We start from the raw sequence: 22944 nt of genomic DNA on the forward strand, positions 1-22944 counted from the left end.
GATGTAAAACACAAGTAATATCTGCAAGAGTTTCAAGCATTATAAACCACATAAACTGTCATTACGAGCGCAGGGATAACAGCCGAAGCCGCGAGCCGAAGGCGTGGCGGGAAGTAATCGCACAATCGCCCTCCGAGAAGCCACTTTGTGTCTACGTCGTTCCTCCTCGTAATGACGGGTTTTTATAGCGATCGCATAACCTAAAACTAGATGATGAAATCAACGACCATACATCTATATATTACGTTTTGTAAGTAGAAAAATACTTATTATTGGACTCTGATATTCTCTGAAATTATCAATTTCGACGTACATCTGCGCTTTAACGGCGTAAATGTTCTTTTTTAGAAAACTTACATTTTGCAGCAGTAGCTTGATGGCGATTCAGTTAATGTGGATAATGCTAAAAATTCGCTGACTGGCTGATTTTTAGGTTGTGAGCATTGCCAACCCTACAATGATTGAGAATGGTGCAAGATATCAGGAAAACGTAAATAGCAGACTAGGAGTAACAACATGATCAAAACTAAAGCTTTAGTAATTGCAGTAAGTGGTGTATTAGCTTTTTATGGTAACGCGGCTATTGCTACTACCAATCAAGATATTACGTTACGCCATAATCCTGCTGCTAATGAAGAAGAAATTGTAGAAACTACACCACAATTTCCAAGTAAGCATGTGTCAGAGGGTTGTCTAGTTAATGGCAAATGGGTTCCTTGCTAATAGCGTTCAGGTCAGTTATGGCTAAAGTTAAAAGACTCAACAAAAACAAAGGAAATAAAATATGAATAACATTACGTGGTGTGCAACTTTCTCTCAAACCTAACCCCCAACCCCTTCCCTACGAGGGAAGGGGGGCAAGATTCAAAGCCTCTCTCCTTGCAGGGGAGAGGTTTGGAGAGGGGTTTCAAGAATAAGTTGCACATCGCGTTAACATTGGTAATTGGATTAAAAGTTTGGGCGTTGTAACAGCAGGTTTATTAATTATTTCTGGTAACTCTGCTACTGCTGTAATGAACCAAGGTACGACTTTACCTGAAAACTATAATACATCATCAGCAGAGCAACCCAGTAATGCTAATTACAATATCGACAATGATAAAACTCAAGAGAAAGACACTGTTGATGAACAAGAACTGAAAAATTTGGTAGAAACAATTCCAAGTAATGAAATTTTACTTGCAGGTTGTATTACTACTAATCAAGGGACAATTTGTAGTTGGCCTTGGTAGTAGTGGCTGAGTTGCAGAACAGAACTCAAGTCCTACAAATATTCCCCTAAATAACTTTGTGTCTTCAAACAACTGGCAGAAACCCTCAGTTTTACGTGCATTTGGGTAATTTCTCAGAAAAAATATGAACTTTTGTTAACTCGTGCGTAATTCTTAGGAGCTACGCTGAAGTCATTATTATCACGACAAAACAATTCGTTCATACAATCAACAAAACAAGGAAGTAATTATGGAACCTCAAAACGTAGAGCAATTACAAACTGAAGAAAGCTTGAATAACTCTGACTTAGATGTTGTAACTGAAAATGATGTAGTGTCAGAAGTTAGTGGTTTTGAATTAGACAGCAGCACCAACACCAATGAATTTGGAATTAGTGGAGATGCTAGTGAGCAAAAAGCTACAGAAAATACACTAGAACTGCCAGGAAAAAAACTAAAGGAAGGTTGTCTAGTTAATGGTAAATGGGTTGCCTGCTAATAAAATTTAGGTCAGATATAGAAGCAGTGAGATAATATGGTATTTTTAAAAGATTTTTTTAAATTATTGAAGATACTATATTTAACGATTCTCAGTTAAGGTGATACCAATAACTAAAATCAATCCATTAAACTGTAGCCAATCTATTACCTTACTAAGGCGATAGGATTCTTATTGGATTTGGTAAAGTTAGTGGACTTCAGATACCCGACTTCTTTAAGAAGTCGGGTATCTTGTTGTTCAAACTTCTTAAATCACGCATATTTCATTTTTGGAGATGTCTATTGGTATAATTCCATAAATCAAAGGTTGTTGTAGATGGGTGCAATATTTGGGTATGAATAATCTTGAGTTTCAGCTTAAAAGCTTAGGAATTGCTATAGGTAGCTTTATAGCTTTTTGTGCTAACTCCGCAACTGCCCAAATTATCCCAGATAGAACTCTGCCAAATAATTCGCAAGTTACAACCAATGATAAAATTACAACAATTACAGGTGGTACGCTGGCGGGTAGCAATCTATTTCATAGTTTTGAAAAGTTTTCTTTAACAAGAGAAGCTATAGCAGACTTCAAAAATGGTACAGGTGTTCAAAATATTATTACCAGGGTGACAGGTCAATCTATCTCTGATATTAATGGCACTCTGAAGGCAGAAGGAACAGCCAACTTATTTTTGATTAATCCCAACGGGATCGTATTTGGGCCTAATGCTGTATTAGATATTGGTGGTTCATTTTTAGCGACTACAGCCAGTAGTATTAACTTTGCCGATGGTCAAAAATTTAGTGCTACAGAACCCCAAACAACACCTACATTGTCAATCAATATTCCTATTGGTTTACAGTTTGGCTCAACTGCGGCTCTTATCCGCAATCAATCTCAAGCTAGTCCAGGTAATGCAATTAATATCTTTAAGAAACCTGTAGGTTTACAAGTACAAGCAGGTAAAACTTTAGCACTTGTGGGCGGTGACATTAGACTGGAAGGTGGAAGTTTAACAGCAAAGTCAGGAAGAATTGAGCTAGGAAGTGTTGCTAGTAATAGTTTAGTCAGTCTTAACCCCAATAGCCAAGGCTGGGTATTAGGATATGAAAAAGTCCAGAGTTTCGGGAATATTCAACTAATTGAGGGAACTGCTGAAATTCCGTCTACTGTAGATGCCAGTGGTAAAGGTGGTGGTAGTATCCAGGTACGGGGTAAGACAGTGGAATTAACTGGTGATCTTGTTACCTTGATTAGTCGGACGACAGGTAGTGTAGACGGTAGGGATTTAATTATTAATGCTGAAAAATTAATTGTTCGAGATGGCGCACAAGTAGATAGTTCGACAGCAGGAAAGGGTAGAGGAGGAAACTTATTTGTCAACGCTTCTGATTCTGTGCAGTTAATTGGTAGCTTTACCTTACCAAATACTAATTTCGATCAAGTTAGTTTCTTGATTAGCGCAACTAGTGGTGAAGGAAAAGCTGGCGATATAAACATCAATACCCGGAGGTTACTGCTTCAAAATGGCGCACAGATATCAACACTATCCAGTGGATTTACTATTCCTCCGCAAAATACCGAATTTCAACCAGCTACAGGAGACGCAGGAAATTTAACTATCAATGCTTCTGAGTCTGTAGAACTGATTGGAACCTCACCTAACGGTTTTGGTAGTACCTTATCATCTAGTACGTTCGGTTCTGGAAAAGCTGGAGAATTGACACTAACGACTGGAAGATTGATTATCCGAGATGGTGCTGCAATCAACGTTACAAGTCGAGTACCAAGATTGGGAGTTTATCTAGGCAATCCAAGTAACTTAGGGCCAGCAGGCGCAATAAATGTCAAAGCTAACTCAATTTTGCTGGATAACAGAGGGCAACTCTCCACCAATAGTCAAACAGGCGGAGGCGGAAATATTACGTTACAAGTCCGGGATGTACTGTTATTGCGACGCAATAGTCAAATCTCAACTAATGCAGGTACAGCCAACGCACCCGGAAATGGTGGAAACATCACTATCAATGCACCTAATGGTTTTATTGTCGCCACTCCCCAAGGTAATAATGATATTACAGCCAATGCTTTTTCTGGTGCTGGTGGTCGGATTATTATCAATGCCAATAATATATTTGGATTTGTGCCACGCACTCGCGCTGAGTTAATACAACTGTTAGGTACTGAAGATTCCAGACAACTAAACCCAAACCGACTCCCCACCAGCGATATTACCGCTTTTTCCCAACAAAACCCTTCATTAAACGGTACTATTCAAATCAACACGCCTGATGTTGACCCCAGTCGTGGTTTGCTCGAACTCCCCGCAGAACCTTTTGATGCTTCGCGGCAAATTGCCACATATTGTAAACCAGGGGGGAAATTCAAAAGAGGTTCTTTGATTGCTACAGGTAAGGGTGGAATTGCACCCAGCCCCACAGACCCTTTAATGGATGACTCGGTTTTAGTAAATTGGATTACTCTTGATGGTGAAAGTGAAAATAGCGTGAGTTATACACCCCATCATATAAGTAAACGAGAATTAGATTCTGTCACTCTAGAAACTCAAATTGTCCCCGCCCAAGGCTGGGTACAAGATGGTAAAGGTAATGTGACTTTAGTTGCCCAAGCACCAACGGTGACACCCCACAGTCCATTGCTCAATTCTGTTGCTTGTGCTGCTAATTTGTAATTAGATTTCATAAAGCTGTGACAATCGAGATTTCCACAACCGATAAAATTTGAAAGTAGGCGGCACAGTAGACAAAGATTTTTACTACCACTCCAGTTGTCAATTCCATATCTGTGGTTCCCCCTGCTCAAACAATGGGTAAAAATAATTTCAAAACAGGAGAGAAACATCTGATATTTACGATCGCTAGAACGTAATGGCGTTCACAAAATGTATTGGTAATCAGTTTAATAGATCAAAAAAGAGCAATACCTGTGTGGCTATTGTTAGACAAAAGAGGCTGTAGCAATTTGGGAGAACAGAAAAAATTAATTCTGACCCCCTATTCCCTAGCCTTGCGATAGTAGTTCATTTAACCAAGTTTCGATTTGTAAGCGCAAACGATAACCTGAAACGTCGCTATTCTGGTTTGTAGATAGTTGTGCGATCGCACGACGATAATCAGCGATCGCACAATTCCAATCACCCCACAGATGATAAGTCCGGCCACGTTCTGACCAAATATGCGCTTCTAACTGACCAAACAAGAGGGCAATTTCCAAATTCTCTATCGCTTCTTCATACTGCCCTAAATCGCGGAAAGTAATCCCCCGGTTAATCCAAGCTCTCACATAACGGGGATTCAAATCAATTGCTTGGTCGTAATCAGCCAAAGCGGCGGCTAATTCTCCACAAGCTGCATAGTAATTGGCACGATTATTGTAAGCACTAGCCAAATTGGGATTTAAATCTAAAGCTGTGTTGTAATCACAAAAAGCCTTTTGCTTTTCACCACTTTGAAAATAAATTAACCCGCGATTGTTGTAATCAGCAGCGTTGTGGGGATAACGACGAATTAATTCATTTAATAAAGCGATCGCTTGATGATAATTTCCTTGTTTCGCTGATTTCAAAGCACAAGCGCGTAAATAACTTTCTTTGACCGCAGATTTTCCACTACCATTAGCCTCATGACTTGGCAAACCAAATGTATTATTTACAACATATTGACAACTGTTATTTTGCTGATCGCCAGAAGTTAGAAATGAGTGACCATTCATAGTTTACCCGCCTCAGATGCTCGTACTTAGAAATTAATTTAGAGTTTTATCTATGCTGGTAGTTTTGACCCAAGGTTATGTATAGTGTGCTTTCGATTACTTGGTAAAAAGTATCTTAGCCGCAATAGTAGGTACTACAACCAGTAAATAATTAGGTCTTACACCTACAATTCATGCACTAACTAAGTAATAGATACTTCACTCGCAAGTAGAATTCCAGAAAAAAATAAATATCAATCTTGGCGGGGATTAGAAATGGCAAAAAATTAATGGAGTTAACAGGTGTAGGTTGGGTGGAGGAACGGAACCCAACATTCACGCATACTTTGTTGGGTTACGCTATCGCTACACCCAACCTACTATTCTTTTAACTAAAAGGGTGTAAGGGTGTAGGGTTAGAGGGGTGTATATATCCAAAACCCTTACACCCCATACCCTTACACCCCTACACCCATTCTTCACAGATAATCTTGGTGCGGAAGTCTTACTATTGATACATTTGCGTTGCCTTCAGCATGTGGTAGGTAATAATTAACTGGGTCAAAGCCAAAGGATAGCTTTGTAGGGTTTCGCCAGTTGTACCCGCAATTTTGCCAAGTTCGGGATTACTTTCGCGATCGCATACACTACGTAAATGCGGCATATCCGAACAGATAATATGTTCGAGTTTATTCACCTGCTCTAAAGTAGCGTGACCATCCACTTCCAAGACATCCACAGGTTTATTCATATCACGGTCTAACCCCAGACGGATGGCTGACCCAGTAACACCACTGGTCAAATTAATAATTGGAGTGAAATCGGGGTGAGGAATCGTGGGACGCAGCACTAACCGCACATTCAGATGACCATTGCTTTCATCTACTTCACCGTTAGGCGGATAAAAACTCACTACAATGTCTGACCATTGGCGTTGGGGACGAATAAATTGTTCTGAGTCTGGTTCGCGTTTTTCTAATTCTGCTAATACTTGTTCGGGAGTGTAGCCGCGTTTTAGCGTATCTCGTTTAACTTTCCACTTGGCGCGTAAGGGTTCGGGGGGTGCAAGGTAAACTTTGACATCATAACATTCACGGGCGGCACGGGTAGAATAGCCAAGCAAGCCTTCTATAATGACAAATTTATTCGGCTTAATGTATAGGGGAGCCTCAAACGTGCCTGTTTTGTGGCTATAAACAGGTTTGAGAATTGGCTGTCCTGTGCGGAGTAAGGACAGGTGCTGCTGCATAATATCTAAATGGTTGCAGTCTGGGTGTAAAGCTGTAATGCCAATTTCAGCACGTTGTTTGCGATCGTAACGGTGGTAATCATCTGTACAAATCAGCGTAACATTTTCTGGCCCTAGTACCTGAGCGATACCTTTAGTTAGTGTTGTTTTTCCCGCAGCACTATCACCCACAATCCCAAGAATTATTGGACGGCTCATTACCCACCCCCGACACGAACAATTAGTAATAAATTTGCAGACACCGTTGTTCTAGTTTAGAAGGAAATTAGCGCCTAGCTGGTTTCAAGGTCTTGTCTGCAACATCTCTATACATAAAGATATCTGTGTTATTGTTAATTGCCAAGATATTTATGTAAATAAGTTGATACAAATCAAGTTAAATATTTAAGGTTGTCATTTGTCATTTTTCCTTGGTTATGGGTGAATTTTAGGAATATTTTTCTTTTCTTCAGGACTTACGCAGAATCATGAAAAAACGAACCACAAAGGGCGCATAGACGCGATAGCGGCTTCCCGCAGGGTAGGACACGAAGTTAAGAGGATTCGAGAGGGTTTTTGCGTAAGTCCTATTCTTAAATTATTAATATTTATTGCTATTGACTTATTAATTTTGTTGGGATGTTAAGAGTTTTTTGTTGATTAGCGATCGCGCCAAAAAATATCAGTAATTTAACAGTATAAAATGGTATTTTAATCTGGTTATATGCCTGTTTGAATACTTAATTTTTCTTACTTTGGGTGCATAGGCAAGAAATTACAAAAATCTCTACGATGACAGAGTAAAGAATTTAGGACTTACGCAAAAAAACGAAAAAATAAGGTTTTAGAACAGGTTGCAGGGGTATGAGAGTATAAGGGTGTAAGTATTCAAAACCCTTACACCCCATACCCTTTCACCCTCACACCCAATCCCCACAGAAAATTTTGATGCGTAAGTCCTGGAATTAATATTTGCAGTCAAGAAGTATTAAGGCTTAGTCACATCTAGCTGGCTGTGCGGTATACCGAAGAAAGAGGTTAGTGTTGGGGATCATTACAGGGCAGGGATTATGGTAACTTTAAATGTTTCAAAGTTGGATCAGGTTGATCAATTTCGCCGCTTGCAGTCAACTTTGCGCGATCGCTGGAAAACCATTGAGCTATTTGATAATAGTGAAGCAGATATCGTGGTTATTCCTTCCCTCAGCATCGATCAACGGGAACTGCAAAAAGTAGAAGGTTGTGAACATTATGAAGAAAGATTGTTATTTTCTTTAATGCGGTTGCGAAATCCTCGCACAAGGCTAATTTATATTACTTCAATGCCACTGCATCCCAGCATTATTGATTACTATTTGCAACTGTTACCAGGCATTCCATTTTCTCATGCACGCAATCGCCTACTTTTACTTTCTACTTATGATTCTTCTCTGCAACCTCTCAGCCAAAAAATCTTAGAACGTCCCCGCTTGTTAGACCGAGTTCGGCAAGCTTTAAGGCTGGAAAAATCATTTATGATTTGCTACAACGCCACAGATTTAGAAGCAGAATTATCTTTAAAATTAAATGTACCGTTATATGCTGCCGCGCCAGATTTACAAATTTGGGGAACAAAAAGTGGCAGTCGGCAAATTTTTGCAGAAAGTCAAGTTCCCCATCCAGATGGCAGTCAAAGAGTTTGGAACGCCGAAGAATTAGCAACAGCAGCCAGCGATTTATGGGAACGCCAACCAACCTTAAAAAGAATGGTAGTCAAACTCAACGAAGGCATTTCTGGAGAAGGTAACGCCCTACTCGATTTAAGACCAATTATGAATGTAGCACCAGGGCAAGCTACCAGTGAATCAAGAATAGCAGCAATTAACAACAGCTTTTCTACCCTGCGCTTTCAAGCTAAACAAGAAACTTGGGCAAATTTTTCAGGAAGAATCACAGAGTTAGGTGCAATTGTTGAGGCATTTATTGAAGGAGAAATCAAGCGTTCTCCCAGTGTCCAAGGACGCATTACACCCACAGGCGAAGTTGAAATTCTCTCTACCCACGACCAAATTCTTGGCGGCCCAGATGGTCAAATTTATCTTGGATGTCGCTTTCCCGCCGATGAAAGCTATCGCCTACAACTGCAACAATTAGGCTTAAAAGTTGGCAGAAAGCTGGCAGAAAAAGGAGCCTTAGAAAGATTTGGTGTTGATTTTGTCACCGTTGACCAAGGTAATAAGAATTGGGATATTCAAGCAATTGAAATTAACTTACGTAAAGGTGGTACAACCCATCCTTTCATGACCTTAAAACTATTAACAAATGGTCGCTATGATTTGTCCACAGGATTGTTTTATAGTCAGCAAGGTCGTCCTAAATATTATATTGCCACTGATAACTTACAAAAAGACCGCTATCGGGGATTATTACCAAACGATTTAATGGATATTATTGCCCATCACAGATTACATTTTGATAGTGGTACAGAAACAGGTACAGTCTTTCATTTGATGGGATGTCTCTCTCAATTTGGCAAATTAGGATTAACTAGCATTGGCGATTCTCCCCAACAGGCAGAAGATATATATAACAAGGTTGTCAATGTATTGGATGAAGAAACCCGCAGTGACAATCCAAATTTTCCCCTCTTTTCTGATTACACATTCCCTCTTGCTTGGGATGGGTACAGCTAGGAAGTATGAAGTGTGAAGTTTGAAGTATGAAATTTTGTCTTTTATCCTTCTGACTTGTGACAAATGACAAATGACGAATGACAAATGACCATTGACTCTTGACCATAGGTTAAAATCAACTCAGCGTTTGTATTGTAGCGGTTGTGTCCCATATCCCTCAAAGGGCGGTTCACTGCATAAATCCTGATTGTCAACGTCCTTACCCCCAACCTTGGGGAAACAAATTTTGTAACAGCTGTGGCGCATTGCTACAGTTGCTAGACCGCTATGTCCCACTGGAACCATTGGGTTCTGGTGGTTTTGCCCAAATTTATACAGTTTGGGATGAAAAAACTCAAACTGAAAAGGTGCTAAAAGTTTTGGTGGAAGATTCACCAAAAGCCCAGGAATTATTTACACAAGAAGCAGCAGTTTTAATTAGTTTGCAGCATCCTGGTGTTCCGAAGGTGGAAGCTGATGGTTTTTTTCAGGTAAATATCAGCAGTCCAAAACCGCGCCAGTTAGCTTGTTTGGTGATGGAAAAAATCAATGGGCCGACTCTGGATGAAATTATGAATAATTATCCTCAAGGATGTCCAGAGAATTTGGTACTCAACTGGTTCACCCAAGCTGTGAAAATTTTACAAGAACTGCACAAATGCCAAATTATTCACCGCGATATTAAACCTTCTAACTTAATGTTGCGGATACCAGCCTCAACCGCGCCACCAACTCAACCCAAAACAGGGTGGGAACAATTAGTATTAATTGATTTTGGTGGTGTTAAGCAAATAAATGCTGCTATGCAGCGTCGAGAGTCGAGTTCAACGCGGTTATTTTCTTCTGGTTACAGTCCGCCAGAACAAGTCACTGGGGGAAATGTGGGGCCTGCGGCTGATTTTTATGCTCTTGGCCGGACAATGATTGAATTACTCACAGGTAAGTATCCGCCAGAGATGGAAGATTTGCAGACTGGGGAATTGCGGTGGCGGAATCGAGTGAATATTAGCTCACAGTTTGCTGATTTACTGGATGAGATGGTAAAGGAAGACGTGCGATCGCGTCCATCTAATGCAGCCATTATTCTCAAACGGTTAGCAAAAATTAACAAATCTGCCAAACCGCAGTCATTCTCCCAACCACCAAACTCAAATTCAGCCAGCAACAACTTAACAAGGCTAATTCAAACCATTGAACGAGCTTTTACCGATTTTCTCACAGCAATTGGTAAAACAGCTTTGTTTATTGCCAAAGCCTTGCTGAAAATGATTCAAGCTTGTGTAGCGATTGTGTGGGCAATGGTGCTATCTAGTTTAGGAGCTTGTTTAGGCACAATTATCGGTTTTTTTGTAGCTTACCGCACAATTTTAGGCGATCGCATTGTGCAATTAATCGTGGGTCAACTACCAGAACTCATTCCTAATTCTCAAACTAACTTTGGCGCAGATATTTTAGTCTTTGTGAGTGCTGGCTTGGGAACCGCCTGGGGACTCACCTTATCCGGGTGTTTTGGTCAAAGGCGGCGGTTTTTAGTCGCATCACTCATGGGTATGATTAGCTATGGATTTGGTTGGTTATTTTGGGAACTCATTTCACCCAAACAAAGCAGTGATGGTTTGGTCGTGATGATTGCTGTCTCAATATTTTTACTATCCCTGAGTTTTGGGTTTCGCAGTCATCACATAGTTTATGCCTTAGTCGCCGCTTTAGGCACAGCAGTGATATTTTCTGGTTTATTTGTTTTAGGCTTCCCCGCCACAGTCTTTTACTTTTCACCCCAGCCACTTTGGACAGAATTAGGTCTACCCTTGGCTTTATTTGTTTTAGTCGCCATTTTTACAAGCTTTTGGCTAGGGGTCAGTCATTACTTAATTGTTCCCGGACTGCGTTTTTTGGGATGGCGCTAAGTTAAATCGAAAAATCGTTTAGGGGATGGTCTACTACTTGTCTCAATATACAAGGTAGGGAGTAGGGAATGGGGAGTAGGGAGTAGGAAAGACGGCTGATCTGGGTGTACTGATTTTTTTCATAAATCAAATATGAGTCCTATACAAGGTTGGGTTGAGGAACGAAAACCAAAAAAGTCTTGAGGATGTTGGGTTTCGCTATCGCTCCACCCAACCTACTTTTCTTTTAACTTCCCCGTAAGAGTGTAGATGTTCAAAACCCTTACACCCTCACACCCTTACACCCTCATCCCCATTCTTCACAAATAACCTTTGTGCGTAAGCCCTATAATAGATATACCGAATGATCACTAACTGACTCAACACAGTATAAATGCTCAAATTAATATCCCCCCAGCTACTTTTCTTTTAGCTGGGGGGATCGAATATGTGATAGTCTATAGAGAGTTCTGTATAGTTCCTTACGAATCAATCTTAAAGCCTAAATTTGGTTTTGTGTAGTCCCAAAATCAGAATTTATACTATTTTTATAGCTTCTTCATCACCACTTCATTGCTAGGATTTGCTGAGTTAACGGTATATGTGTATATGTTAAGTATGACAGTAACTCTACGTTTAACTGATCACAGACACAAATATCCGTAAAACCTATGAAACTCCAGATTGCCAGCATTGTTGCTCTAATAGTTTGCACGGGGTTAACCGAAAAAGCCTTGGGGCTGAATCAACAAGACCTAGAACAGTTCAGAAAATCTGGTGCTTGTCCTCGTTGCGATTTGAGTGGTGCTGACCTCAATCAAGCTAATTTAGCTGGTGTCAACTTGCGTGGGGCTATTTTAAAGGGAGCAAATTTATCCGAAGCGAATCTGACCAATGCAGATTTAACCGATGCAAATCTCGAAGGTGCAATCCTGAAATCTGCCAATCTCACTGGAGCATCTTTCACAGGTACAAATTTAACTTCAGCATCTTTAGAAAGTGCGGATTTGTCTTTTACAGGTTTTCTGGGTGCTAATTTAACAGCCGCTAACTTATCCGGTGCTAAATTATACTTTACTAATTTTCGCGGAGCAAACTTCCGACTAACTACTTTAACTACAGGTGATGTCACTTCCGATAAACCTTACTGGTGGTCATCTGAGCGTGTAATTCCCAAGCAATGTAATAAATTTAAAGCAGGGACAACTTGTTATACCCAGTCTGAGGAAGTGGAAAGTAAGCGGTAGGGAGTGGTGAGTAGGGAGTTGGGAGTGGAGATGGTTTAAATTTTTGTCTACTACAGGACTTACGCACAGGCTACAGAAAATCGTAGACGCGCAAGCGGCTTCCCGCAGGGTATCACAGAGACGCAGAGGACACGGAGGAATGAGAGTTTGAGAGAGTTCTTGCGTAAGTCCTATACTATTCCCTATTCCCTATTCCCTATTCCCTATTCCCTGTTCCCTGTTCCCTTTGATAAAGAACATTTTGTTCATTAGCACTTATTTATCATGGGAACAAAGCTCGTAACTAAAATTGATTGATGTTAACCCGTATTAAAGAGATAGCCACAAAACTAGCACCCCGTTTAGTTGAAATTCGCCGTCATCTTCACTCTCATCCAGAACTCAGTGGTCAAGAGTATCAAACAGCTGCTTTTGTGGCTGGGGTTCTGTCTTCCAGTGGGTTGCATGTCCAAGAAGGTGTGGGAAAAACAGGTGTAATTGGGGAAGTGCGGGGTACAGGAACCGATGAGCGTTTATTAGCGATTCGGACTGATATGGATGCTTTACCTATCCAAGAACGTACAAGTTTAGATTATGCTTCCCGTAAAGATGGGGTGATGCACGCTTGTGGTCACGATGTACATACGACTGTCGGGTTAGGTACGGCAATGATCTTGTCCCAAATCGCTGATGAATTGGGCGGGAAGGTGCGATTTTTATTTCAAGCCGCCGAGGAAATTGCCCAGGGTGCGAATTGGATGGTGCAAGATCAGGCGATGCAGGATGTTTCAGCTATTTTAGGCGTTCATGTTTTTCCTTCTATCCCCGCAGGTTCGATTGGGATACGTTACGGAGCGTTGACAGCCGCAGCTGATGATTTAGAAATTACGATTATTGGTGAGTCTGGACACGGCGCACGTCCCCATGAAGCAACTGACGCGATTTGGATTGCTTCACAAGTGATTACAGCTTTGCAACAAGCCATCAGCCGGACTCAGAATCCTTTGCGCCCTGTAGTGTTGAGTATAGGGAAAATTCAGGGTGGTAGAGCGCCCAATGTGATTGCTGATCAAGTGCAGTTGTGGGGAACGGTGCGATCGCTCCATCCCGAAACCCGCGCCCATCTCCCTCATTGGATTGAAAATATTGTGGCGAATATCTGTGATGCTTACGGCGCAAAATATCAAGTTAATTACCGTCAAGGTGTCCCCAGCGTCCAAAATGATTATTCTTTAACCCAGTTGTTACAATCAGCCGCAGAAGAAGCCTGGAGTAGCGATCGCGTCCAAGTTTTACCCGAACCTTCTCTTGGCGCGGAAGATTTTTCTGTTTATTTAGAACACGCCCCTGGTTCAATGTTTCGCTTGGGTGTCGGTTTCAAAGATCGAATCATCAACTACCCATTACACCATCCCGAATTTGAAATCGATGAGTCGGCGATTATCACAGGTGTGGTAACTATGGCCTATGCCGCTTATAAATATTGGCTATAACAGCAAATATAGGAATATGGTTTGATTCCTGAATCTAGTTGTGTACGCAGGGAGTAGGGAATGGGGAATAGGGAGTAGGAGAGAAGCCTGATCTGGGTGTACTGATTTTTTTCCCAAATCAAATATGAGTCCTATAGAGAACAGGATTGCAGCAGTTAGAGGATATAAACTCATCTAAAAAATATCCATAGCTTTCAAACCTGTTCTCTACTAATGATATAAATTTTGCAGAAAATTGAGTATTTTTTCTCAATTTCTTGTACTTATTTAGTTAATAAATCTAACTATAGTCAGGTGTTTATACCTCTTTTGAGGTATTGACATCTTAATTTTTATAGCAATTTATCTTGCAGATTCTTACAAAAGGTTATAAATTATTAATTTGTAGGGGAAATCAAAATTGTCATTTCCAAAACCCAATTATCATCCGTAATTATACTGAAAATAATAGAGGCTTTAAATAGCTTACGAGATATATTTTGATTGATATAAATGGTTCTACATAGAAAAAGAACGTAATTAATCTCAGACTATATCTTGTCTCCAGATTTTCAGGAGTATTTTCCCAGGCAATTCATAAAAATTATCATTGAATTGCTGTAAATTAATCAGCATTTAAATTCCTACAAAACTGTTAATTATAATCAGCAAAAATCAACTTTAAGAAGATAACATTTCTGTCGTTTCTTAAAGGCTCTTTGTTATGATGATGGCAGAAAATCAGCAAATCAGGAGCATTTACCACAAAAATACATCCCATAAGGAGTTTGTTTGACAATGCAGATAGAGAACTTATTAACAGATGAAATTACAGAAAAAGCCGCATGGGAAGCACTAGAAAAATCGATTCTATATTATCGAGGGCGACCGATTGGTACAGTTGCCGCTTATGATAATTCTGTAGAAGCACTTAATTATGACCAGTGTTTTGTTCGAGATTTTGTCTCTTCAGCATTAATTTTTCTTGCTAAAGGTAGAACAGATATTGTGCGTAACTTTTTGGAAGAAACTTTAAAGTTACAACCAAAAGAACGGCAATTAGATGCTTATAAGCCAGGGAGAGGTTTAATTCCGGCCAGCTTTAAAGTTGTTGTCGAGAATGGCGAAGAATATTTAGAAGCAGATTTTGGGGAACATGCGATCGCCAGAGTCACACCTGTAGATTCTTGTCTGTGGTGGATTATTTTGTTGCGTGCTTATGTTGTAGCGACAAAAGATTTTTCCATAGCTTATCAGCCAGAATTTCAAAATGGCATTCGGTTGATTATGGAAATTTGTTTGGCGAATCGTTTTGATATGTACCCAACACTGTTAGTTCCCGACGGTGCTTGTATGATTGATCGTCGGATGGGTATATATGGCCATCCTCTCGAAATACAAGTTTTATTCTACACAGCACTCAGGGCAGCACGGGAGTTATTAATTTGCCAAGGTAATCAAGATATTGTGATGGCAATTGATAATCGTTTACCACTTTTATGCGGACATATTCGCCAGCATTATTGGATAGATATTAATCGCTTAAATGCCATTTATCGCTTCAAAGGTGAAGAATATGGCAAGGCGGCGGTGAATCTATTTAACATTTATGTAGACTCAATTCCCTATTATGAATTAGATAAATGGCTACCCAAAAAAGGCGGTTATCTGGCTGGGAATGTCGGGCCATCTCAGTTAGATACGCGCTTTTTTGCCTTGGGTAACTTGATGGCGATAATTTCTGATCTAGCCACAGAAGAACAGTCACAAGCCATTATGAATCTGATTGAGAAAAGATGGGACGATTTAGTCGGAGATATGCCGATGAAAATCTGTTTCCCAGCGATAGAAGATGAAGAGTACAGAATTGTAACTGGATGTGACCCGAAAAATATACCTTGGTCTTATCATAATGCTGGTAGCTGGCCTGTGCTGATGTGGATGTTAACAGCAGCAGCCATGAAAACTAATAGAACCAGTTTGGCAAAAAAAGCGATCGCCATTGCAGAAGCACGCATTGGTGAAGATGAATGGCCGGAATATTATGATGGTAAAAAAGGACGATTAATTGGTAAACAAGCGAGAAAGTATCAAACCTGGACAATTGCAGGTTTCTTATTAGCGAAAGAATTAGTTAAAGATGCTTCTCATTTACCGCTAGTAAGTTTCGATAAGTTACCACCAGATTTAGTATCAAGAGCATGTGAGTTTGAAATCCGCAGTGTAGATCCTCTTAGCTCCTGATATTGAGTAACAAAGAATTCAGTCGCCAGCATTCAGAATTGAATTCTGGCGACTGAGCTATATATTCTGTTTTTATCAGGACTCACGCAAAAATTCCCAAAAAGCTTACTCTAGCCCTTCACCTTCACCGGGAACTATTTTTTGAGCAGTGCCATTCAGGATTTCTGCCCACATTTCATCAAAGGTAATACCCCGCTTTTTCGCTAAATATTCCACCCTTTCTCTAATTAACTTGTCTCGCTCCTGAAGTTTGGCACATAAAAGAGATTGTGCCTGGGCAACCTTAGTTCGACCATTTACCCATGAATCAACAGTGAGTAAATCATTGTAATACTCACCAAGCGCCGGAATCGCTAACCTTTCATCCTTTCTGGGCATTTCATCCTTTTTGGGGTTTGATTCTACTGCATTCATATTGCTACCTAAGCGATTCTATTGTTCCAGATTTGCCCCAGAGTTGGCACAAAAAAGGATGAACAAAATAATTATCCCAAATATGACCCAAATATGTCACAATTAAGCCCACATTTGATAGGATGCAGAAGTACATAACAAGCTGCTTCAGTTGGCGAACCAAAGCCATTAAAATATGCTTAAATTCAAGTCAAAAATTGTTGCCATAGGAACAAGTTTGGTTCTGTGTGGGACTGCTTTGCCAAATGACCCAGTTAACGCGAATCCTGCGGTACTTGCACCCGCAGCTTTTTGTGCAGGCACGGCTGGGGTAGGATGTGTACTGGTTGGAGTTGCTATTGTAGGTGGCACGGCTTACTATATCTGGCGTTCCAGGGATGGGAAGCATTATGCAGCAGACGCAAATGGACAAATCAACAATTCTGAAAGATTAGTTGGTACAGCCAAACCTTTACAGAGTAGAGCTATATCTGGGATTGAGGCAGCAAAACTAGGAGATGCTCACTGGGCTAATACTGTTACTGACTGTTATAAGATTGCCAAAAAGATAGGTAAAACACTAAAAAGACAACACCCAGCCGTTGGTGGTGGATACTGGTGTATTTTTCCTGGAGAACAAACAAGTTTTGGAGACAACAGATGAACTTACAAGAATTAGAACAATTCAACGAGTTGAGAGGCGACACGCTTTTAACATCCATTCTGACTTTTCCTAGTTTCAATGCACCAGGATATGAACTTACGGGTGGAATGGAAATTTGTGGTGGAGTTGATGATGCGATCGCTGAGATTGAAACTATTGTGTGGACTGCTGGTTACAAAAACAATCCTGAACATGAATGGAAACTGGTTAGCTATGAGGTGTTTGTACCTCAAAAAATGGTTTTAGTTGGTAATGGAAACATGCCCTCGTGTGAAACTGCACCAGTGCATAGTGCTGTTATCTACTGCTATTACAGTCCGATAAAACCAGAAGCGATTAACCAGTTGATTCAACAAAATCAACCTTGGGTTATAGGTAATGAATAATACTTAAAATCAATGATAGGGTGCTAATACATTGATTCAAGTGATACGTGAACGTTCTTACTTCACTGCTGGATATCTGCAATTTCTTAGAGGAAAAAGGAGCGATATCCGCACTTTTCTCTGGCTGCATCAGATTTTAATCAATTACCTGCCTTCTGGTTGACTTAATTTGACTACGCTTAGTTTTACTGTCAAGACGTTTTTTTTGAGAACTACGAGTTGGTTTGGTGGGTTTGCGGATTTCGGGCAGTACAACTGCACTGAGTATGAGTTGCTTGAGTCGTTGCAAAGCTTCTTCCCGATTTTGTTCTTGGCTACGGTGTTCTTGAGCCTTGATGACAACAACTCCATCTTGAGTTATGCGTCGGTCGTTGAGCTTGAGAAGTTGCTGTTTATAGAAAACGGGTAGTGATGAAGCTTCAATGTCAAAGCGTAAGTGAATGGCTGTAGCAACTTTATTGACGTTTTGACCCCCTGCTCCTTGAGAACGAATCGCGCTAATTTCGAGTTCGCTATCGGGGATGATGATTTTATTCTTAATTTGCAGCATAACTTTACTATACGCCCGAAGCCACAGAGAAAGTAGGGCAGTTAAACTTTGTGTATCTAGTGTTTTCTGGAATTTGTAATTTAGGCGGTGTAGTCCTTATTAGTCAAGCAACTTATAAATAACTTCTATAAATAACTAGGGGAAAATTACCCCATCCAAAGCCCAGTCATCCCGACTGGGTTTTTGGTTTAAGGCGATTCGATTTGTGTGTACCATGCTGATAGAATAATACAGCCCTGCCAAGTCAACGGGGGTAAATGAAAACTTATGACCAACCCCCGCCAAATAGCTTTTGTTGCTTTGCGAGATGTTCACAAAGGGGCTTATGCTGATGTTGCCTTAGATAGAGTGTTGCGAAAATTTAAATTGCCAGATAGCGATCGCCGCCTAGCGACAGAATTAGTTTATGGCAGTGTCCGCAGATTACGCACCCTCGATGCTTTAATTGACCAACTCGCCACGAAAAAATCTCATCAACAACCACCAGAACTGCGTACCATCCTACATCTCGGTTTTTATCAACTCCGCTACCAAGAACGCATTCCCCCTTCAGCAGCAGTGAATACAACCGTGGAACTCGCTAAGGAAAATGGTTTTTCGGGACTCACAGGTTTTGTCAATGGTTTGTTACGTCAATACATCCGTCTTGCAGAAAAATCCCCCGAACCTTTGCAGTTACCAGATAACCCTGTGGAACGCTTGGGGATTTTGCATAGTTTACCCGACTGGATAATTCAAGTTTGGCTAGACCAAATTGGTGTTGCGGAAACCGAAAAACTCTGTGAATGGATGAACCAAACACCGACAATCGATTTACGCATCAACCCACTCCGCACCAATTTAGAACAAGTAGCCACAGCCTTAGAATCGGCGGGAGTTTTAGCTCAAAGAATCCCCAATTTACCCCAAGCTTTACGGTTAATTAGCAGTCCTGGTGCGATGCAAAATTTACCTGGGTTTACTGAAGGTTGGTGGGTTGTGCAGGATGCAAGCGCCCAACTGGTGAGTCATTTACTCGACCCCCAACCGGGTGAAGTGGTGATTGATACCTGTGCCGCCCCTGGAGGGAAAACAACACACATTGCAGAGTTGATGCAGGATCAAGGTAAAATTTGGGCTTGCGATCGCACTGATTCCCGATTGCGAAAACTCCAAGAAAATGCGCGGCGACTCAATTTGCAATCAATTGAAATTTGTACTGGCGACAGTCGTAACTTGCCGCAATTTTACAATATTGGCGATCGCCTGTTACTAGATGCTCCATGTTCGGGTTTAGGAACCTTACACCGCCACGCCGATGCACGTTGGCGACAAACACCAGAATCTAGCCAAGAACTTTCACAGCTACAAAAGCAATTACTTTCCCACACATCAAATTTTGTCAAAAACGGTGGCGTGCTGGTTTATGCTACTTGTACACTGCATCCAGCCGAAAATGAAGCCGTAATTTCGGAATTTTTAGCAGAAAATCCGCAATGGCAAATTGAGCCTCTCGAACCTAGTTCACCCTACTCTGTTTATTCCACACCCCAAGGCTGGCTGAAAGTCTGGCCGCACCGTTGGGATATGGATGGCTTTTTCATGGTGCGCTTAAGAAAAACTAATGATTCAGGGTGATTACTGCCAGGGATTGTACCATTTGATGGAAGCCCCAATCTCCCACAGGAGGCAGCAATGGTTACTGATTCCAATGTAAAGAACTTAGTTAAAATCTTGATTGGAGCAGCTTGGATTGATGGGATAATTCAACCAGAGGAACGACAGTATCTCCGCGAAATTGCCCAAGCTAAAGGTTTGGCTACCGATCCAGAAATTAAGCCTTGGTTGTACGAATTAGTACCCGTGCAACCCAAAGAGTGTTACGCCTGGGTGAAAGAATATTTAGGCGATCGCCCAAGCTTGGAAGATTGCGAAAGTCTGATTGAAGCTATTAGCGGCTTAATTTATAGCGATGGCGAAGTCGCAACCGAAGAAGCTAGACTCCTGACACAAATTCAGGACTTAGCTGAACAAGATTCTGCCCAACAACCAGTTCATAATGCGTTGCTTAAACAAATTCAAACGCTTTATCGTCGTTGGGTCGAGGTACAGAATTAATGCTCTAATGTCTATAGTCAAGAGTCCAAAGGCAAAAGTCAAAAGTCTAGATTTCTCAATCTAAAACTTTGAGCATTGACCATTGACTGTTGACTATTGACCAACTATGCTTTCGGTTCACCAATACCGGGAGTTTCTTCTTTGTCTACTTTGGGTACAAAGTCGGGACGTTCTTTACTTTCCCAACCAACTGGGCGTTTAGAGTTGTACCAAGCAATAGAACCAATGGTGACAGCAGCAATAAACCCAACTACATAAACCAATGTAAAAGCCAGGGGGAAATGACCTCCGCCTGTTGCTACTGAATCTGCTGCCTGCATTAATATAAGCATGAGTATATGTTCCTTTTTTACGCAACACTACTTAAGACACTATAAAACTAGAGTATCACTTACATCCTCCCCAAGTTTGAAATAGTGGCTCTTTCAGCAGATACAGAAGACGTGAAACCTTGACAGTGTAAGGGTTACAAAAAAATTTTCAATAAAAAATTCTGTATATATAGCAGGGGACAGGTGACAGTGTTAAACGCTTTATATTCAAATTTTTAGAGACGTTGTATACAACGTCTCTAGTTGAGGTGAGAGTAAAAATATTATTTCTGCAAGCAACTCCATGCTTTATGTATGAAATAAGACAGTAAATAACGGGATAAACGCTAAGATAAATCCTTGCCAAGACTGCCAGTTCATCGCTAATTTTGGTTCTGGTGGTGCAAGTAAAGCATCAATTCTTTGTTCCAAGCGATCGCCTAAACTACTACCCAACGCCGCACAGCAAACCTCAGATTCCGGTAGGACAGAAGTTTGACTCACAACTAACACTAACGATTCTGCTAACAGCAGTGGATCAACTTGAGCAGCCGCGTAACTATCCGCACGTAGTTCGCGCAACACTAATAATTCTTGCCACAACGCATCTGTATTCGGTAGCCAAGCGGTGCAAGTACGCACCCAACCCAGCCAGAAAAACCAAAATGTATCGCGGTAATAATGATGTCCTTGCTCATGGGCTAAGACACTTTCAACATGAGCAGGTGAAAGATTTTGGAGTAATCCTTGGCTAACTACTAGTTCTGGTTGCCAAAAACCAATTTGACCAGCAAACAACGTTGGTGTGTTAATTAGCCTAGCTGATTTACCATCAAGATTAATCAAGGGAGCATGACGGGCAGATTCTACAGATTGCCAACCTTGGATGGCGAGTTTTATGCACAAAACAGCAAAATAGCCGAGAATGACAAACGCTAAATCATAGCTCAACCAGCCTGTGTAGACTCCGCCCATTTTACCTTGCGGCCCCATACACAGCAGAGCGATCGCAGTCATAAATATCAACAAAGGCGGAAACAAAAAGATAAATAAAGCTTTCCGCCAGCGCAAATTCCAATTACCCGGACTATTCACCCAAGAGCATCTTAATATCCAAGAAACTGCTACAGCCGTCAAAATCATGATTAGGTGCATTTATTGTTCCTCCCTGGCTTGGCGTGCAGCTTGAATCCGCTTGGCTATGGCTTCGATTTGCGCTTGGGCTGTTTCATCCAGACTATCAGCAAAGGCCGCAATCACATCGGGATTACCCACTGCGAGAAAGCGTTGTAGTTGATCATGAGCTTTAATCACCTGCGCCTGTTGTTTACTCAGCAAAGGTCGCCAATAAAAAGCTCTTCCTTGTTTATCGCAGGCCAGCCAGCCTTTTTCGGTGAGCCGACGCAGCACTGTGGTGACAGAAGTATAAGCCAATTCTCGGTTAGGATCAGCCAAAATGCGATCGTGTACATCTTTAACTGTCGCGGAACCAAGCTCCCAGACAATATTTAAAATTTCTGCTTCCAAAGGGCCTACAGACAGTTGTTTTGGACGGTAATCGGGTAAAGGTGCCATGTCGATTTTAGATCCTAGAGTTTACATTGGCAGATTTGATGCAAAATTCCCCTCTTGATTGACCAAGGTAGAGTTATTATATATCCCTTGCTTTTTACATACCTAATTCCATTAAATCAATCAAGCGATCGCACCTCTGAAAATACCATCGCAAATCTTCATAATCATTGTCCTTCACTACCACTCAAAGGATCTGCAATTATGTATGCCCTTGTCTCAATTGACAAAATTCAATTACCTGCTGGTTCTGTGGTGCGCCTACCTGCTACTTGGCAAGAGTATCAGCGCCTTTGTGAACAACGGGGAGATGGCTCAATTCCCCGCATTAAATATCGTGATGGAGAAGTATTACTAATGTCACCTTTGCCTGTACATGGACGAGATGCTCATTTGATTGCCAATATTGTTGTCACACTTTTAGATCATGATGGCAGGGAATATGATGCGTTTACCCCTGTGACGATGACTCTACCGGAAGAAAGCGGTATTGAGCCTGACTATTGTTTTTACATTGATAATTGGCAAGCTGTTTCCGGCAAAAAGCGAATTGACTGGCGACAAGATCCCCCGCCTGATTTGGTAATTGAAATTGATGTCACTAGTTATTCCGATGTGGAAGATTATCTGCCTTATCGTGTGCCAGAAGTGTGGCTATTCAAAAAACAGCAGTTATTAATTTACCAATTACAGGGAAGTATTTACCAACTGCAAACCCAGAGTCGCTATTTTCCAGGCTTGGATCTGCACAGCGTCATTGCTCAGTGTGTACAAATTGCTTATCAACGTAATACTAGTGCGGCGATTCGCCATCTTAAACAACAGTTAAATAACAGTTAAAGTCAAGGATATTTGCCCTCA

21 protein-coding genes are annotated in these 22944 nt (G+C 41.1%); 14 read left to right on the plus strand and 7 right to left on the minus strand.

Translation table 11 applies throughout. The features are described 5' to 3' along the window. The first annotated feature begins 516 nt into the window (after positions 1 to 516). From H6G28_RS02405 to H6G28_RS02420, 4 genes are all read left to right on the plus strand, one after another. Positions 517 to 723 (plus strand): hypothetical protein, encoded by a 207-nt coding sequence (locus tag H6G28_RS02405; RefSeq protein ID WP_190668725.1) that lies wholly within the window; start codon positions 517 to 519, stop codon positions 721 to 723. A gap of 233 nt (positions 724 to 956) precedes the next feature. After that, positions 957 to 1232 carry a hypothetical protein gene (locus tag H6G28_RS02410; protein WP_190668726.1) on the plus strand — a complete coding sequence of 92 codons (276 nt, stop codon included), beginning with the start codon at positions 957 to 959 and terminating at the stop codon, positions 1230 to 1232. A 229-nt stretch (positions 1233 to 1461) separates the two neighbouring features. Further along, positions 1462 to 1710 carry a hypothetical protein gene (locus H6G28_RS02415; protein ID WP_190668728.1) on the plus strand — a complete coding sequence of 83 codons (249 nt, stop codon included), beginning with the start codon at positions 1462 to 1464 and terminating at the stop codon, positions 1708 to 1710. Positions 1711 to 2047: 337 nt separating this feature from the next. Continuing rightward, positions 2048 to 4384, plus strand: coding sequence for a two-partner secretion domain-containing protein (locus H6G28_RS02420; RefSeq protein WP_190668730.1), 2337 nt, complete (start codon positions 2048 to 2050; stop codon positions 4382 to 4384). A gap of 329 nt (positions 4385 to 4713) precedes the next feature. Here H6G28_RS02420 and H6G28_RS02425 read toward each other — a convergent pair whose 3' ends face one another. Continuing rightward, positions 4714 to 5424, minus strand: a complete 711-nt coding sequence (locus tag H6G28_RS02425) for a tetratricopeptide repeat protein (RefSeq protein ID WP_190668732.1) — start codon at positions 5422 to 5424, stop codon at positions 4714 to 4716. A 487-nt stretch (positions 5425 to 5911) separates the two neighbouring features. After that, positions 5912 to 6850 (minus strand): phosphoribulokinase, encoded by a 939-nt coding sequence (locus H6G28_RS02430; protein WP_190588006.1) that lies wholly within the window; start codon positions 6848 to 6850, stop codon positions 5912 to 5914. Between the two features lie 851 nt (positions 6851 to 7701). Here H6G28_RS02430 and H6G28_RS02435 point away from each other — a divergent pair. The 5 genes from H6G28_RS02435 to H6G28_RS02455 all read left to right on the plus strand — a co-directional run bounded on the left by H6G28_RS02435 (position 7702) and on the right by H6G28_RS02455 (position 16110). Further along, positions 7702 to 9303 carry a peptide ligase PGM1-related protein gene (locus tag H6G28_RS02435; RefSeq protein ID WP_190668733.1) on the plus strand — a complete coding sequence of 534 codons (1602 nt, stop codon included), beginning with the start codon at positions 7702 to 7704 and terminating at the stop codon, positions 9301 to 9303. 143 nt (positions 9304 to 9446) lie between these two features. Continuing rightward, entirely contained in the window at positions 9447 to 11189 is a 1743-nt protein-coding gene (locus tag H6G28_RS02440; protein WP_190668735.1) for a serine/threonine protein kinase, read from the plus strand. A 650-nt stretch (positions 11190 to 11839) separates the two neighbouring features. Then, a complete protein-coding gene (locus H6G28_RS02445; RefSeq protein WP_190588003.1) occupies positions 11840 to 12415 on the plus strand; it encodes a pentapeptide repeat-containing protein in 576 nt (191 codons plus the stop codon). Positions 12416 to 12711: 296 nt separating this feature from the next. Then, a complete protein-coding gene (locus H6G28_RS02450; protein ID WP_190588002.1) occupies positions 12712 to 13887 on the plus strand; it encodes a M20 family metallopeptidase in 1176 nt (391 codons plus the stop codon). Positions 13888 to 14664: 777 nt separating this feature from the next. Then, a complete protein-coding gene (locus tag H6G28_RS02455) occupies positions 14665 to 16110 on the plus strand; it encodes a glycoside hydrolase 100 family protein (protein ID WP_190588001.1) in 1446 nt (481 codons plus the stop codon). Positions 16111 to 16215: 105 nt separating this feature from the next. On the opposite strand, the gene H6G28_RS02460 is transcribed toward H6G28_RS02455, so the two are convergent. Next, a complete protein-coding gene (locus tag H6G28_RS02460; protein WP_190668737.1) occupies positions 16216 to 16524 on the minus strand; it encodes a hypothetical protein in 309 nt (102 codons plus the stop codon). 175 nt (positions 16525 to 16699) lie between these two features. On the opposite strand from H6G28_RS02460, the gene H6G28_RS02465 reads away from it, so the two are divergent. Together H6G28_RS02465 and H6G28_RS02470 are read left to right on the plus strand one after the other, a co-directional pair. Beyond that, positions 16700 to 17167: a hypothetical protein gene (locus H6G28_RS02465; protein ID WP_190668739.1), complete on the plus strand. Its 468-nt coding sequence runs from the start codon at positions 16700 to 16702 to the stop codon at positions 17165 to 17167. Beyond that, positions 17164 to 17553 (plus strand): hypothetical protein, encoded by a 390-nt coding sequence (locus H6G28_RS02470; protein WP_190668741.1) that lies wholly within the window; start codon positions 17164 to 17166, stop codon positions 17551 to 17553. Before H6G28_RS02465 ends, H6G28_RS02470 begins: the two co-directional genes overlap by 4 nt. Before the next feature lie 136 nt (positions 17554 to 17689). Here the strand turns inward: H6G28_RS02470 and arfB are convergent, their stop codons facing one another. Next, positions 17690 to 18103 carry an alternative ribosome rescue aminoacyl-tRNA hydrolase ArfB gene (arfB, locus tag H6G28_RS02475; protein ID WP_190668743.1) on the minus strand — a complete coding sequence of 138 codons (414 nt, stop codon included), beginning with the start codon at positions 18101 to 18103 and terminating at the stop codon, positions 17690 to 17692. 267 nt (positions 18104 to 18370) lie between these two features. Here arfB and H6G28_RS02480 point away from each other — a divergent pair, with 267 nt between their 5' ends. Continuing rightward, positions 18371 to 19720, plus strand: coding sequence for a 16S rRNA (cytosine(967)-C(5))-methyltransferase (locus H6G28_RS02480; RefSeq protein ID WP_190668745.1), 1350 nt, complete (start codon positions 18371 to 18373; stop codon positions 19718 to 19720). Between the two features lie 57 nt (positions 19721 to 19777). Further along, on the plus strand, positions 19778 to 20200 hold the full coding sequence (locus H6G28_RS02485) for a tellurite resistance TerB family protein (protein WP_190587997.1): 423 nt from the start codon (positions 19778 to 19780) through the stop codon (positions 20198 to 20200). Positions 20201 to 20304: 104 nt separating this feature from the next. Here the strand turns inward: H6G28_RS02485 and psb35 are convergent, their stop codons facing one another. The 3 genes from psb35 to H6G28_RS02500 all read right to left on the minus strand — a co-directional run bounded on the left by psb35 (position 20305) and on the right by H6G28_RS02500 (position 22086). After that, positions 20305 to 20532, minus strand: coding sequence for a photosystem II assembly protein Psb35 (gene psb35 / locus H6G28_RS02490; RefSeq protein ID WP_190587996.1), 228 nt, complete (start codon positions 20530 to 20532; stop codon positions 20305 to 20307). A 288-nt stretch (positions 20533 to 20820) separates the two neighbouring features. Beyond that, positions 20821 to 21666, minus strand: a complete 846-nt coding sequence (locus tag H6G28_RS02495; protein ID WP_190668747.1) for a M56 family metallopeptidase — start codon at positions 21664 to 21666, stop codon at positions 20821 to 20823. Next, on the minus strand, positions 21667 to 22086 hold the full coding sequence (locus H6G28_RS02500; RefSeq protein WP_062289328.1) for a BlaI/MecI/CopY family transcriptional regulator: 420 nt from the start codon (positions 22084 to 22086) through the stop codon (positions 21667 to 21669). Positions 22087 to 22287: 201 nt separating this feature from the next. Here H6G28_RS02500 and H6G28_RS02505 point away from each other — a divergent pair, with 201 nt between their 5' ends. Next, positions 22288 to 22923, plus strand: coding sequence for a Uma2 family endonuclease (locus H6G28_RS02505; RefSeq protein ID WP_190668749.1), 636 nt, complete (start codon positions 22288 to 22290; stop codon positions 22921 to 22923). The last annotated feature ends 21 nt before the right edge of the window (positions 22924 to 22944 follow it).

It is taken from the genome of Nostoc sp. FACHB-190 (assembly GCF_014696905.1).
GTDB lineage: Bacteria > Cyanobacteriota > Cyanobacteriia > Cyanobacteriales > Nostocaceae > Nostoc_B.

Bases quoted from the DNA above. Each gene is read 5' to 3' on its own strand.
- H6G28_RS02460 (WP_190668737.1), bottom strand. From the start codon at position 16,524: ATGAATGCAGTAGAATCAAACCCCAAAAAGGATGAAATGCCCAGAAAG.
- H6G28_RS02435 (WP_190668733.1), top strand. From the start codon at position 7,702: ATGGTAACTTTAAATGTTTCAAAGTTGGATCAGGTTGATCAATTTCGC.
- H6G28_RS02405 (WP_190668725.1), top strand. From the start codon at position 517: ATGATCAAAACTAAAGCTTTAGTAATTGCAGTAAGTGGTGTATTAGCT.
- H6G28_RS02495 (WP_190668747.1), bottom strand. From the start codon at position 21,666: ATGCACCTAATCATGATTTTGACGGCTGTAGCAGTTTCTTGGATATTA.
- H6G28_RS02415 (WP_190668728.1), top strand. From the start codon at position 1,462: ATGGAACCTCAAAACGTAGAGCAATTACAAACTGAAGAAAGCTTGAAT.
- H6G28_RS02465 (WP_190668739.1), top strand. From the start codon at position 16,700: ATGCTTAAATTCAAGTCAAAAATTGTTGCCATAGGAACAAGTTTGGTT.
- H6G28_RS02445 (WP_190588003.1), top strand. From the start codon at position 11,840: ATGAAACTCCAGATTGCCAGCATTGTTGCTCTAATAGTTTGCACGGGG.
- H6G28_RS02505 (WP_190668749.1), top strand. From the start codon at position 22,288: ATGTATGCCCTTGTCTCAATTGACAAAATTCAATTACCTGCTGGTTCT.
- H6G28_RS02480 (WP_190668745.1), top strand. From the start codon at position 18,371: ATGACCAACCCCCGCCAAATAGCTTTTGTTGCTTTGCGAGATGTTCAC.
- H6G28_RS02430 (WP_190588006.1), bottom strand. From the start codon at position 6,850: ATGAGCCGTCCAATAATTCTTGGGATTGTGGGTGATAGTGCTGCGGGA.
- H6G28_RS02455 (WP_190588001.1), top strand. From the start codon at position 14,665: ATGCAGATAGAGAACTTATTAACAGATGAAATTACAGAAAAAGCCGCA.
- H6G28_RS02485 (WP_190587997.1), top strand. From the start codon at position 19,778: ATGGTTACTGATTCCAATGTAAAGAACTTAGTTAAAATCTTGATTGGA.
- H6G28_RS02500 (WP_062289328.1), bottom strand. From the start codon at position 22,086: ATGGCACCTTTACCCGATTACCGTCCAAAACAACTGTCTGTAGGCCCT.
- psb35 (WP_190587996.1), bottom strand. From the start codon at position 20,532: ATGCTTATATTAATGCAGGCAGCAGATTCAGTAGCAACAGGCGGAGGT.
- H6G28_RS02420 (WP_190668730.1), top strand. From the start codon at position 2,048: ATGAATAATCTTGAGTTTCAGCTTAAAAGCTTAGGAATTGCTATAGGT.
- H6G28_RS02470 (WP_190668741.1), top strand. From the start codon at position 17,164: ATGAACTTACAAGAATTAGAACAATTCAACGAGTTGAGAGGCGACACG.
- arfB (WP_190668743.1), bottom strand. From the start codon at position 18,103: ATGCTGCAAATTAAGAATAAAATCATCATCCCCGATAGCGAACTCGAA.
- H6G28_RS02425 (WP_190668732.1), bottom strand. From the start codon at position 5,424: ATGAATGGTCACTCATTTCTAACTTCTGGCGATCAGCAAAATAACAGT.
- H6G28_RS02450 (WP_190588002.1), top strand. From the start codon at position 12,712: ATGTTAACCCGTATTAAAGAGATAGCCACAAAACTAGCACCCCGTTTA.